At 72.3% G+C, this 13,332-nt stretch carries 7 protein-coding genes; 2 read left to right on the top strand and 5 right to left on the bottom strand.

The genetic code is table 11. The annotated features are described in order from the left end of the window. The first annotated feature begins 125 nt into the window (after window positions 1-125). Complete coding sequence (locus tag LR393_RS01865) at window positions 126-1,913, top strand: hypothetical protein (RefSeq protein ID WP_231481097.1); 1,788 nt, start codon at window positions 126-128, stop codon at window positions 1,911-1,913. On the opposite strand, the gene LR393_RS01860 is transcribed toward LR393_RS01865, so the two are convergent. Next, window positions 1,900-2,919: a sensor histidine kinase gene (locus LR393_RS01860; protein WP_231481096.1), complete on the bottom strand. Its 1,020-nt coding sequence runs from the start codon at window positions 2,917-2,919 to the stop codon at window positions 1,900-1,902. The genes LR393_RS01865 and LR393_RS01860 overlap by 14 nt on opposite strands. Then, window positions 2,916-3,608 (bottom strand): response regulator transcription factor, encoded by a 693-nt coding sequence (locus LR393_RS01855; RefSeq protein ID WP_231481095.1) that lies wholly within the window; start codon window positions 3,606-3,608, stop codon window positions 2,916-2,918. The genes LR393_RS01860 and LR393_RS01855 overlap by 4 nt, the downstream gene beginning before the upstream one ends. Window positions 3,609-3,734: 126 nt before the next feature. Between LR393_RS01855 and LR393_RS01850 the strand changes: the two genes are divergently transcribed. Beyond that, window positions 3,735-4,811 (top strand): Hsp70 family protein, encoded by a 1,077-nt coding sequence (locus LR393_RS01850; protein ID WP_231481094.1) that lies wholly within the window; start codon window positions 3,735-3,737, stop codon window positions 4,809-4,811. A gap of 21 nt (window positions 4,812-4,832) precedes the next feature. Here the strand turns inward: LR393_RS01850 and LR393_RS01845 are convergent, their stop codons facing one another. From LR393_RS01845 to LR393_RS01835, 3 genes are read right to left on the bottom strand one after another with little or no spacing between them, the layout of a single operon-like run. Then, entirely contained in the window at window positions 4,833-8,291 is a 3,459-nt protein-coding gene (locus tag LR393_RS01845) for a right-handed parallel beta-helix repeat-containing protein (RefSeq protein WP_231481093.1), read from the bottom strand. Next, window positions 8,288-12,112, bottom strand: a complete 3,825-nt coding sequence (locus tag LR393_RS01840) for a hypothetical protein (protein WP_231481092.1) — start codon at window positions 12,110-12,112, stop codon at window positions 8,288-8,290. Before LR393_RS01840 ends, LR393_RS01845 begins: the two co-directional genes overlap by 4 nt. Continuing rightward, window positions 12,112-13,323, bottom strand: coding sequence for a hypothetical protein (locus LR393_RS01835; RefSeq protein WP_231481091.1), 1,212 nt, complete (start codon window positions 13,321-13,323; stop codon window positions 12,112-12,114). The genes LR393_RS01840 and LR393_RS01835 overlap by 1 nt, the downstream gene beginning before the upstream one ends. Window positions 13,324-13,332 lie beyond the last annotated feature (9 nt).

The following is a 13,332-nucleotide window of genomic DNA, read 5'->3' as shown; positions in this document are numbered from 1 at the left end:
ATCCCTCGCGGACGGCCCGCGCGCGAGCTAAGGTTCCGGCGAGATCCGCTCCCTTTCACCCCGGGTGAAAGGTCATGCGGTGCGCGGACGCACCGTGACGGAACGCGGACAGGACGGGAGTTCGATTGCCCCACCAGGCCGCCGGCCGCACGCCGCCGACCAGGCCGGCCGCGACACCCGACGCCCCTGCGACACCGTCGGCGATACCGGTCCTTCCCGAGCCGGAAGCGGTGGTCACGGCCCGGTCGGCCTACGCCGCCCTGGCCGGGTTCGACACCCGGCTTCCCGTCTCCCTGGCCCGGCGCGCACTACTGCGCCGGCTCGCCGAGGTCACCCGCGCCGGGCACGCGCGCCTCTGGCTGGCCGTGCCCGGTGATGCCGATCGACTGCGTTCGGTCATGTGCTGGCCGCCCGACGCCGCCCCCTCCGAGGACGAGGCGGTCGAGGAGTTCGTCCGGCGGCCCGACCTGCGGTCCCAGGTTCTGCTCCGCGACGGCGAGCAGGTGCACACCGCGCTGACCTTGGCCCCGGGGCGCCGCTCGACCCGGCGACAGCGCCGCGAGCTGAACGACACGGCCAACTGCCTGATGGTGCTCCACCGGCGCGAGCAACTGCAGACCGATCTACGCCGCCAGGTCGCCTACACCACACAGCTGGCCGGTGAGGTGCTCGATTCGTCCCGGCGGCTGGCGGGGGTGCGGGAACTGGAACGCCGGCGGGTGGCCGTCGAGGTGGTCTCGTTCAGCCAGGGCCGCCTCACCCCGCTGCAGGCCGCGATCGACCGGCTGGTGCAGCAACCCGACCTCACCAGCCGGCTCGACGACCTCCGGGCCCAGCTCGACCGGCTGGTCGCGGACTTCCGTTCACTGGTCCGCGGCATCCACCCGGAGGTGCTGCACCGCCGCGGTCTGCGCGCCGCCCTGGCCGAGGTGACGGCCGCCCACCCGGGACCGGTGCGGATCACCGGGTCGATCCCGGCCCGGGTGGACCAGGAGGTGGCCACCTCGCTCTACTACCTGATCGCCGCGGCCCTCAACGCCCTCGGTCAGACCGGGACCAACCTCCAGATCACTCTGGAACACCGCCTCCTGGAGACCCTTTCGTCCGGCCTACAGGTCACGATGACGGCTTCGGCCGGGCCCGAGCAGGCGGCGATGCAGGCCGCCCTGGCGGTGGACGCCGACCGGCTCGGCGTGCTCGGCGGATGGGTCCAGGTGGAGGCCTCCCCGCCGGGGATCCGGGTGATCGCCTGGGTCCCGGACCAACTGGAACCGGTGGCCCGGGCCACCCTGGTCGCCCATGTGAACCTGCATGCCCGGGTGCGCGCCCAGGCTCTCGGGCTGGTCGCCCGGTACGCCGAGGGGCCGGGCTCGGCGCGGGCCCGGCGCCTGCTCAGCCGCCTGGACGAACCGGTGCACGTGGCCGTCACCGGTCTCGAGCAGAGTAGCCGCCGGGCCGAGCGGATCACCGAAATCGTACGCACCCGGCCGGATCTGGTGCTGGTTCCGGTGCTGAGCGGGAACGACGCCACCCCGGCGGGCGGCCTGCCCGGCCTGCGCGGCGACCTCTCGATCGGCATCATCGACACGGTGCCCGACGTGGTGGTACGCCCCTCCCCCGACGCCCCCGACCAGAGGTTCGACGTGGTGCTGCCCGGAGCCGGTGTCCTCCTGGCCGGCACCGACTGGCGCGACCTGCCGGAGACCCTGACCACCGAGGTGGTGGCCCGGGCCGACCTGCTGCGCGCCCGCACCGCCCTGGGCACGATCCTGCGGCTGGCCCGGCTCTACCCGCCGCCGCCTCAGCGGCTGGGATCGCTCGAGCAGGACCTGGAGGAACTGCGGCTCGGGGCCACCGAGCTGGCTGATCTGGAGCAGCGTGTCTCCCGTCCGGCGGCGCTCAGAAGGGGATGAACCCGTGCACCGCGGTGCCCGCCCCGGGCGCCGAGCGCACCTGGAGGCGACCCCCGACAGCCACGATCCGCCGCCGGATGTTGGCCATGCCCGACGATCCCTGCAGATCGCCCGCCTCCAGGCCGGGACCGGTGTCGGTGACCGAGAAGGCCAGCCCGGCGGGCGAATTGGCCAGGCGCACCACCACCTCGGCGCCTCCGGCGTACTTGCGCGCGTTGTTCACCGCCTCCAGGCAAATGAAGTAGACCGCCAGCTCCACCGCGACCTCGTAGCGCCGGGTGGTGTCCCACTCCGACACCTCCAGCCGGATCTGGGCTCCCGCGTCGTTGAACTCGGCCGTCAGCGCCGGATAGACCCCGGCCTCCTGCAGCAGCGGGCTACCCCCGGTCGCGGTGAGGTAGAGCGCGTTCTCGGCCCGGTCCAGCCCTTTACGCAGACGCCGCAACTGGTTCTGCTGACCGGCCGGATCATTGTTGCGGGCGTACAGCTCCAGCAGCCCCAGCGTCATGCCGAGGGCGACCAGATGGTGCTGGGCACCGTCGTGCAGGTCCCGCTCGATCTCCCGGCGCTCGGCGACGCGCTCGCCGAAGGCCCGGCGGCGCACGGCGGCCACCCGCTCGGCGTGACCGCGGGCCGATTCCAGCGAGCGGTCGAGTTCGTTCTGCACCACCACCCCGCGCAGCATCGGGCCGAGCAGATCGCCCACCTCGGTCAGCAGCCGTTCGCGGCGCCGGCCGAGCGACCGGAACCGGTGCTCCAGGTACAGGTCACCGGCCTTCTCCCGGCCGGCCGTCAATCGCACCCAGCGCCGGTGCCGGCCGGCCGGGACGGCGTCACCGGGCCAGGCGAACTCGCTGCCGTCGGTCAGGACCAGCCGCACCCGGGCCACCCCGAGTCCCGAACGCAGCCACTGACACAGTTGTACGAGATGAACCCCACCGGGCCCCGGGCGGATCGCCGCGACCCCGGCCAGGAGGTCGTCGCGACCGGTGGGGAGAACACTCACCGTTCCCGCCGGGCCCGCAGATACGTGAGGACCGCCAGGACCCGGCGATGGTGTGACGTGGCGTCGGTGGGCAGGTTCAGCTTGGAGAAGATCGCCGCGACGTTCTTCTCCACGGCCTTCGGGGAGAGGAACAGCTCACGGGCGATCCCCGAGTTGGACCGGCCCTCGGCCATCAGGCGCAGCACCTCGGCCTCGCGGCCGGTCAGCGACCCGAGCTCGTCGGGCTGCCCGGCCGCCCGGCCGACCAGCTGACCGGCGACCAGCGGCTCGATCACGATCTCCCCGCGGGCCACCCGGTACACCGAGTCGCGCAGGGCGTCGGCACTGGAGATGCGATCTTTCAGGCGGTAGCCGATCGCCTCCGTGCCGATCTTCAGCACCTCCATCAGGTAGTGCGCCTCGGCATAGTGCGACAGCAGCAGCAGGCCGGTCTTCGGGTGCAGCTCTCGCAGCCGGCGGGCCGTGACCAGGCCGCCGTCCGGTTCGGGCGGCATCCGGATGTCGAGCACGGCCACGTCGACAGGGGTGTGCCCGAGCAGGGTCACCAGCTTGTCGCCGTCGTCCACCGCTCCCACGACCGTGTGGCCGGTGGCCTCGAGCAGGAGCACCAGCCCCTCGCGGAACAGCGCGCCGTCTTCCGCCACCGCCACTGTGAGCGGAGCGGACTCATCGTCGCCGGGGTCGGTCATGTGATCGCCATAGGTCTTGTCGATGAACCTTCGGGTAGCCGTAGCGGTACAGCCGGGCAGGTTACCGGTTTGGATTATCCTAAAGGCGACTAAATGATTCACGCATTGCACACGAGGGGCGTCCATTTGAGTTACGGCCTCGGCCTCGACCTCGGCACTGCGTTCACCGCCGCGGCGATACACCGCGCCGATCTCACTCAGATGGTACGACTGCGCTCGCACTCCGTCCTCCTGCCTTCCGTCGTGCGGGTCGCCCCGGACGGTTCACTCACCACCGCGAACACCGGCGGGCCCGAGATCGCCGCTCACCTCTTCCGCCGGCGACTCGGCGATTCCACGCCGATCCGGCTCGGCGGGCACGACTGCACGGCCGGCGAACTCCTCACGGCCCTGCTCGTCAGCGCCCTCGGCCGGGTGACGGCGAAGCACGGCGGAACCCCGCCCGGCCACGTGGTGGTGACGTTCCCCGCGGTCTGGGGTCCTTACCGGCGTGAGCAGTTCGCCGAGGTCACCCGCCGCGCCGGGCTCGCCCGGGGTCAGGTGACCCTGCTCGCCGAGGCCGAGGCGGTGACGGCCTGGCACCTGGGTCACCGGCCGCCCGCCGGCCCGGAGCCGATCGCCGTGTACGACGCCGGGGGCAGCACGTTCGACGCCACGGTGATCCGCACCTCACCGAACTCGATCGGGGTGCTCGGCGTGCCCGAGTCGCTGGAGTGGTTCGGCGGGGTGGACCTGGACGACGCGGTGATGGCACACCTGGACCTGGCGTCCGACGGGGCCGTCGGTCTGCTCGACTCCGGGCGGCCCGACGACTCGGCCGCCCTACGGCAGGTGCGGGACGCCTGTGTCCAGGCCAAGGAGACGCTCTCCACCGCCCGGCAGGTGGTGGTCGAGGCGGAGCTACCCGGAACCGGGCACCGACCGACTCTGGATCGTGACCAGCTGGAGCAGTGGATCCGCCCGCAGCTCACGGCCGGCCTGCCCGCGTTGCGCCGGGTCCTCGACTCCGCCGGGGTCCGGGCGGCCGACCTGGGCGCTGTCCTGCTCACCGGCGGTACCGCCCGGATCCCCCTGGTGTCGGCGATGCTGGCGGAAGACCTGGGCCGACCGGTGACGGTGCTGGCCGACCCGCAGTACAGCGCGGCGCTGGGGGCCGCGGCGCTGGCGGGGCGGATCATCTCGGGCGCCGGGCCCGGGCTCTGAGGCCCGGGCGCGGCGTCCGTCTCAGCGCCGGCCCAGCGCGGCCGTGATGTCGGCCTGGGTCAGCACCTGCATGTCCCGCAACGACGGGTTCGGGATGGTGCGCAGCCGGCTGGCCTGCCGGGTGATCGCCTTGTCCAGCAGCTGCCGCGCGTACCGCCCGTTGCCGAAGGTCTCGCCCCGGTCGACCTTGGCGAAGTGCCGGCGCAGCACCTGCATGGTGTCGCCGCCCGCCTCGTAACCACCCAGCGCCGCCAGCGACTGGAAGATCGCCACCAGCTCGTCCGGGCTGTACGAGGCGAAGTTGATCTGGTGACTGAACCGGGACGCCAGGCCCACGTTCGCGTCCAGGAACTGCTTCATGTCCCCGGTGTACCCGGCCACGATGACGACGATCTCGTCGCGGTGGTCTTCCATCAGCTTGACCAGGGTGTCGATGGCCTCCCGGCCGAAGTCGTTGCCGGCGCCGGGCGGGGCCAGCGTGTACGCCTCGTCGATGAAGAGCACACCACCACGGGCCCGGTTGAACACCTCCAGCGTCTTCTGCGCCGTGTGACCGACGTACTGACCGACCAGATCGGCCCGCGCCACCTCGACCATCTGACCGGTGTCCAGCACACCCATGGCATTCAGCAGCTGACCGTAAAGCCTTGCCACCGTGGTCTTACCGGTACCGGGCGGACCGGCGAAGACCAGGTGCCGGGACATCGACGGCGCGGGCAGCCCGGCCTCGACGCGGGCCTTCGCCGAGGCGATCAGGTCGACCACGTCGGCCACCTCGCGCTTCACCTCGGCCAGGCCGATCATGCCCTCGAGCCGGCGCATCAGGGTGTCGACCACGGAACCGGCCGCCGACTGCTCGCTCTGCGACTTCTCGGAGGAGTCGTTCAGGTCTTCGGGCAGCAGCCGGGCCAGTTCGATCTCGGCCACATCGGGTGTCGCGGCCAGACGGTAGGCCTGGCGCCCCAGCATCTCCTCGAACACCAGCCGCGCCGCCCGCGCGTTACCGAACGTCTCCGTCCGGGGCATCTTCTCGAAGACCCGGCGCAACGCCTCCTGCGTCTCGTACTCCAGCGCATAGTGGTTCTTGCGGCACAGCCGCTCCACGATCGTCACCAGTTCGTCACTGCTGTAACTCTCGAACTCGATCGTCTTCGAGAACCGGGAATCCAGACCGGGGTTCTGGCTCATGAACGCACGCATGTTCGGCGCATAACCGGCCACGATCACCACCAGCTCGTCCCGGTGGTCCTCCATCAGCTTCACCAACGTGTCGATCGCCTCACGACCGAAATCCTGACTACTACCGTCCGGCGGAGCCAGCGTGTACGCCTCGTCGATGAAAAGAACGCCACCGATGGCCTCCTCGATCTTCTTCGTGGTCTTCACCGCCGTACCACCGATGTGCTCGGCCACCAGATCCGCCCGGGCCACCTCGACCATCTGACCGGTCTTGAGCACGCCCAGCCCGGCCAGGATCTTTCCGTACAGCCGGGCCACCGTGGTCTTACCGGTACCGGGCGGGCCCGCGAACACCAGGTGCCGCGACATCTGCGGAGACTGTAGTCCGGCGTCGGCCCGGCGCTTGGCCACCTGGTGCAGCCCGACCAGCGTGCCCACCTCGCGCTTCACCGCGTCCAGCCCGACCAGCGCGCCGAGGTCCTCGAGCAACTGCTTCACCGGGTCGGCGCCGCCCTCGTCCTCCTGGGCGACAGTCTCCGGGGCCGGCTTGTCGTACGTCGACAGCTTCGGCTGGTCACCGGAAGACGTTTCCGGTGAACCATTTCCGGTGCCCGGAGAGGTGACGGGAGGACGCCCGCCGGCCGGCCTACGGGGTTCGGCCGGCTCAGTGGACTCAGTGGGATCGGTGGGTTCAGTGGGATCGGTGGGTTCAGTGGGACGCGCCGCCGGCGAAGGACGGACGCCGTTGTTGCCCAGGTCGACGTCCGAACTGTCCACGACGATGCCCGGGTTCGCGGTGGCCAGGCCCTCGCCGCCGTTGCCGCGCAGCGTGCAGCCGCGGATCGAGACCTGACGGTTGGTGTGCACCTCCACGCCGTCCCGCACGTTGGAGACCACTTCGCAGTCGGCCAGGGCCCCCTGGCTGCCCGTGGCCCAGACCACACCGCTGCCCTGGGTGTCCCGCACCCGGCAGCCGGTGAGCTCGGCGACCGCGCCGTCGCCGATCAGGACACCGGTGTGCCCGGACCCGGCGACGTCGGTGGCGCTCACCGTCGACCGCGATCCCGCCGCCAGGTCGAGACCGGCGCGGTTGCCGAGGATCCGGGAGTTGTTCATGACCAGCACCGACTCACCGGCCAGACGCACACCGGCCCGGGTGGCATTCTCGATCGTGCTGTCCTCGACCGTGACGACGCCACCGCCCAGGTGGAGACCGTAGTGGCCCCCGGTGATCGTCAGGCCCCGCAGAAGGGGCTGGGAGGCATCCTCCACCGACACCCCGACCCGGTTCCCGGTCAGGGTGAGGCCCTCCACCGTCGCACCCGAGGAGCCGAGCAGCAGCAGCCCGACACCCGCCGAACCGGAGACCGTTCCACCGCTGAGAACCGGTGCGGCCGAGTCGATCACCGCCAGACCCGGCGCCCCGGAGCCGATGAACGCGCAGTCCCGGAAAGTGCCGGTGGCCGAGCCCGAGACGTGCAGGCCGTGCCCGGCCGGGTCCTGGACGGTGCAGTCGGTCAGCAACGGGTCGGCGGTGTCACCCAGCACCACACCGTGGGCCCCGGCACTCCTGAAGATGCTGTTCTCGATCTCCGGCGAGGCCTCGCCCCCGACGTAGAGACCGATCTTGGCGTCGTCCACGGTGGTACGGACCAGCCGCAGTCGGGCCTCCTGCTGGACGACCACCCCGACGCCGTCCACCTCACTGATCCGGCAGTCGCGCAGCACCGCGGTGCTGGTGCCGCCGGCCATCACGGCGCTGCCCTTGATCCGGGTGAGGGTGCATTTCTCGAAAACCGGTGCGCCGTCACCGGCGAGCACCAGCCCGCCGTTGCCGACGTCCTCCAGAGTGACGCCGCGGAACTCGCCCCCGCCGTCCTCGACGATCACCCCGGCACCGGTCAGGTTTCGGACCGTGCCGCCGGCCATCCGGATCTGGCCACCCAGCACGTGCAGGGCGGCCACCCCGTCGACATCGATCTCGCAGTCGGCCAGCAGCAAATCCCCGCCGACCATCTGGACGGCGGGCAGGTCCGGATCGCCGCCGCGGATGGTCAGCCCGTTCAGCTCGACCTTCCCGTGGGCCACGAGAATGCCCTGCCCCCGGGGAACCTCGATCACGACCGAGCCGGGACCGTCCTCGGCGACCACCGTGACGTCATGGCGCAGGGTCAGCGACTCCCGGTAGGTCCCCGGCCGTACGGCGACGGTCGCCCCCGGCCGGGCGCGGGCCAGCGCCTTGGCGATCCCGCTGACGCATCCGGTGTCGGTCGCCGAGACCGACAGCACCGTGACGGTCATGGCCTGGCTCCCTCTGACGATTCGAGCGCGAAAAGATCGCCCTCGGAATGCATGCCGATCGGGTACCGCCACTGTTCCGGAACCCGGGTGATCGGCCTGGCAACGTTCTTGATCGACTCCCGCAACCGTTCCCGCATCCGCTCGTCCGCCGCCTCGTTCGGCGGCTGCCCGGCCGCCGAGGCCGGGATCTCACTGAGCAGCACGCGCAGCTGGTCGCCGTCCTCCGGCTGGAAGACGTCGAGAACGACGAACTGCGTACCGGGGGCGAACAGCACCCGGGGGGAACCTTCGTCGTCGATCCCCATCACCCGGTCGGTGCGGCGGGCCGTCCGCGACCAGATGGCGTATTCCACCGTGCTTTCGGACGCCGGTGTCGGCGCCAGCCGGGCCTCGGTGAAGGCCGGCTCCACCAGGCGCACCCCGGACCGGTAGCGCTCCAGCTGGCTGGTGTCCGGGCTGCCCGCCCGGAACACCGGACCGATCACCGCCGGCAGCCGACTCAGCCCGGACCGGGCGCACCGGGCCAGCAGGGCGGCCCCGGCCGCGTCGACCTCGGCGAAACCACCGTCGGAACGGATCTTCTCGCCCCGCAGCACGGCGTCCACCACCGTGCTCGCCCCGGCCAGGTGGGCCCGGACCGCGACCAGGCCGACCATCAGGTCGCCCCGGCCGGAGGCCGCGCGCAGGCCTGGTTGCAGGGCGAGGACGCCGGTGACGGCCCGGGAGTGCGCCTCGTAGCGCCAGCCGAGCAGGGCCCGGATCAGTTCCCGGTCCTCCCGGGTACCGTCGCCGGAGATCGAGGTCCAGGGGACGCGCCGGTGTTCCGGTTGCCCGGATCCGGCCGGCTGATCCTGCGCAGCTTCTTCCTCGGCTGCCGACCCGGCTGCGGCCAAGGCCTCCGCGGTGGCCGCCAGGTAGGCCTCGAGCGGGTCTTCGTCAGGGATGGACGAGGCCTCGGCGAGCGCGGGAATGTCCGGCTCGGAGAGCATTTCGAGTAGACCGGTGGCGAGGGGGGCCACCGCTGCGGGCAGGGTGGGCTCGGGCTCGGCGGGCGGGGTCGATGCGGTGGCCTGGTTCGATGTGGCCGGGGTGGTGGCAACGGCCGGGGCGGAGGACGATGTGGTGGCGGCGACATCAGTGGTACCAGCTGCTTCAGCGATACCCGCCGAGGGAATCATGGTTCCGGCGCGCTTCAGCCAGGACTTGGCCCGGGTGACACCAGAGGACGATCCAGTCGCCAGACCTTCTGGTGGACGGCTGCTTTCAGTCGTCTCAGGAACTTCGGCGAACCGCGGGTCGTCGACAGTTTCCGGCGTACTGCCCGAACCGGCATCCGGGATGCCCGGGGCCGGGCCGGAGGCGGCGGCCCGAACCGGTTCAGCGTCACGGACCGGCTCAGCGTCACGGACCGGCTCAGCGTCACGGACCGGCTCAGCGTCACGGACCGGCTCAGCGTCACGGACCGGCTCAGCGTCACGGACCGGCTCAGCGTCACGGACCGGCTCAGCATCGCGAACCGGCGTGGCCTCACCGGGCGGCACGGCGTTACTGGCCGACTCGGCGTCACCGACCGGCGCGGCGTTAGGCATCGGCGCGGCGTTCACGGCAGCACTGTCCGGCACGGCAGCACTGTCCGGCACGGCAGCACTGTCCGGCACGGCAGCACTGTCCGGCACGGCAGCACTGTCCGGCACGGCAGCACTGTCCGGCACGGCACCACTGGCCGACACGGCAGCACTGTCCGGCACGACGTTACCCACCGGCTCGGCGTCACCCACCCGCGCGGCGTCGCTCACCGGCGCGGTCTCACGGGCAGACTCAGTGTGGCCGACCGGCGCGGAGTCCCGGGTGGGGTCAGGGGCCTCGAACGACCCGGAAGATGTCACCACCGGTGGGATTCGGGTGAACTGCAGGGCACGGGCGATGCCCTCGATCTGCAGGAGGCTCGGATCGCTCAGGATCCGTACGGGCCGCATGCCAGAAGGGGATTCGGGGTACGCGGAGGTGGGATTCGGCGGTGCCGTACCGCCGGCACGAACAGGTTCCGCCGGCTCCGGGACCGTCCGGGGCGCTACCTCGTCCGGAAGGGACGGGTGTCGCCCGTCGGCGCTTCCGGCGACATCGTGCGCGGCGGTAACCCCGGCGGCGTCCTGCGCGGCGGATACCGAGGCAGCGTCGTGCGCAGCGGTTACCGAGGCAGCGTCGTGCGCGGCAGTGGTTTCGACGTCCTCGCGCGCGGCAGCGAACCCGGCGGCGTCCTGCGCGGCGGATACCGAGGCAGCGTCGTGCGCGGCGGTGGTCTCGACGGCGTCCTGCGCGACAGCAACCGAGGCAGCATCGTGCGCGGCAGTGGTTTCGACGGCGTCGTGCGCGACGGGGGCGTAGGTGGCCGCTGCGGCGTCGTGCGCTTCGGTGGCCGCGGGGGTGTCGGTGGCGGTGGGGGTGTTCTCCTCCTGCTCGGCGGCGTCCTGCTGCGCGGCGACCAGGCGGAGCATGTCCTCGAAGGAGTCGGACGCCCCGGTCTCCCGGCGGGCCGGACGGCGGCGCTGCGTGTGCGGGGATCCCCAGACCGACTTGGTCTGTCGTTCCGCCCCTCCCGCCGGTGTTCCCCACACCGGTCCCGTCGACTGCTCCGTCGACCCCGGCGTCTTGCTCGGCGTGGGTGCGCTTCCCCAGACGGGTTTTCCGGTGGCATCGGGATCACTGGCGGCAACGGCGTCCTGCGTCGTTTCCTTCTGCCCGGACGCCGGGGCGGCCCCAGGCCGGGCGCTCAGATCGGGGAGCGCGAGATCTGCCGCCGGGAGCCGGAACTGGTCGGCCGAGACGGAGGACGCCACCGGGGCGGACGGCTCGGCCGGAACCGGTTCCGCACGGGGCTCCGGCCACGGAGCCGCCTCCTCGGCGAGAAGGGACAGGGCCTCGGTGGCCGACGAAGCAGCAGCCTCGACCGGGCCGGAGGCGGGGGCCGGGGCGGACGCCGCCGCCGGGAGGGAGGCAGGTGCTGAGGCGGAGACGGGGGCCGGGGCGGACGCCGCCGCCGGCGCGGAATCCAGGGCCGCGCCTGCAGCGACCGGGGGCATTGACAGGGGCGGCGCCGGAACGGCCGCGGCCTCCCGGGCGGCCCGGGCCCTGTCGCGGACCGGGATCCGCGGGCGGCGCATGGCGGGCAGCACGCGTCCCAGATCGACCGACCCACTGCTGCCGGGCTGACGGGACACGAAACCCGCCTCGGCGAGCATGATCCGGGGTCCGAGCAGGATCGGGCCGGAGCTGCTGATCACCATCACCCCGAGCGCCGAGGAGAGGCTGCCCATCACGGGTGCCAGCAGGACGGCGGCGAAACGCCCGCTGACGGCCAGCACCACCGGACGACGGCCCCAGTCCGGGCTGCAATGGATGGCCTGGGCCAGCATCCGCACCGACACCGGGCGCCCGGCGACCCGGAAACCGCTGCGGCCGAACGGGATGTGCACGACGAAATAGGGGTCGGGGGCGGCCGGCAGCTCTTCCACCGGCACCGGCAGGGGCAGGAAGAACCAGCCGGCCCGGGTGGCGGTGCCGGAGGCCAGGACCCGCTCGGTCGCAGCGTCGGCCGGAACGTCCGGAGCGGCCGCTCGCACCCGGCTGGGCGGGGCCGGGCGGGTGGACGGCGCCAGTTCCCATCCGTCGGCCGGAGGCGTCACGGACGGCGCCCCGGTGAGGTCGAACCGCAGGTTCCCGCCGCCGCGCAACAGGGCCCAGCCGGGCCGGTTCAGCATCCACGGGCGGGACCGGCGACGGACCCGGCGCATCGGATCCGTCGCCGGGGACCGGTTCTCCATCAGGCGCTCACCTGGGGCACGGTCCAGACCGGCTCACCCTCGTCGGGACGCTGCAGGAAGCTCAGCACCCGGTGCAGGGCCACGTCCGACACCTCGGGCCCGGCGTCCTGCGTCAGCCGGAGGTAGGAGAGCAGTTCCGGCTCCGGGGCGAGACCGTAACGCTCGAGGTAGTAGCTGATCGTGTCGGTCCAGACCCAGTGGCCGTCGGTGCGGAAGGTCAGCGGCACCACGTCGGGCTGGTCCGGGTCGAGGATGTCCCCCATCGTCGCCGAGGTGGTGAGCACCGGCAGGCCGTTGCCCAGGTACTGCAGCAGCCGGGTCAGCTCGCCGAGGTCTTCGATGAGCGGGTGGTCCTCGGCGAACATCGGGCCGAACTTCGGGTCGACGGCGTCGAACACCCGCGCCATCCGGACCGGCACGGCCGGCTCCTCGGCCCAGACCAGGGCCGCGTGGGCGCAGGCACTGCTCTGGTAGCCGGGCACGGGTGTCCCCGGGCCGCAGACCTCGACCTGCGGGTCCCGTTCCCCGGCCCCGGCCAGGGCGTCCTGGATGCGCGCGGCGACCGCGACCAGGTTCTCCCCGGTCACCTCCGGGCCGGTCTGCACGACGAACACGCGACGCGGTGCGGGCCAGGGGGCGCCGTCGGCCGGGGTGCGCCAGGCCCGCCAGACCGCGACCAGCCCGGATTCCTGACCGGCGGCCAGACGGATCGCGTGGTCCACGTCGTCCGCCGTCGGGTCCAGGTCACCGGAGGTCAGGTCGATCGGGCCGGGATGATCGTGGAGGTCGTCACGACGCGGGTCGACCGGGGCGAAGACCCACGGCATGGGCAGGATCACCGACTCGTCCACCCGGTCGAGCGTGTCGACCAGCTCGGTGTCCTCACCGGCCTCCCGCAACTGCGCGGCCATCAGGTCGGCGTCCGAGGACAGCACCGGGACCCGGCCGGTGGCGGCCGCGAAGGCCACGGCCTGCGCCACGTCCACCTGCCCACCCTCGGCCAGCCAGCCCCGGGCCTCGGTGATCAGGTCGTCGGGCAGGACCCCGGCCAGGCGCAGCAGCATGTCGTGCCAGGCCTCGATGCCTTTCGCGACGGGCGCCGGGATCGGCAGGGTGGCGTCGTCGTCCGCCGACCCGAAAGACTCGAACCCTCCGCGCTGCCGATGGGCGGGCGGCCCCCACAACGTCTCGTCCGTCCCAGACTCTGACACTGCCGCCTC

Origin of the sequence: Kineosporia mesophila (assembly GCF_021129235.1) — a bacterium.
Classification (GTDB): Bacteria; Actinomycetota; Actinomycetes; order Actinomycetales; family Kineosporiaceae; genus Kineosporia; species Kineosporia mesophila.
The sequence above is the reverse complement of the archived record's forward strand: the minus strand, read 5'-3'. Positions and strand labels throughout refer to the sequence as shown.

Excerpts from the sequence above, each read along its gene's own strand:
- LR393_RS01845 (WP_231481093.1), bottom strand. The coding sequence starts at position 8,291 with ATGACCGTCACGGTGCTGTCGGTCTCGGCGACCGACACCGGATGCGTC.
- LR393_RS01855 (WP_231481095.1), bottom strand. The coding sequence starts at position 3,608 with ATGACCGACCCCGGCGACGATGAGTCCGCTCCGCTCACAGTGGCGGTG.
- LR393_RS01840 (WP_231481092.1), bottom strand. The coding sequence starts at position 12,112 with ATGGAGAACCGGTCCCCGGCGACGGATCCGATGCGCCGGGTCCGTCGC.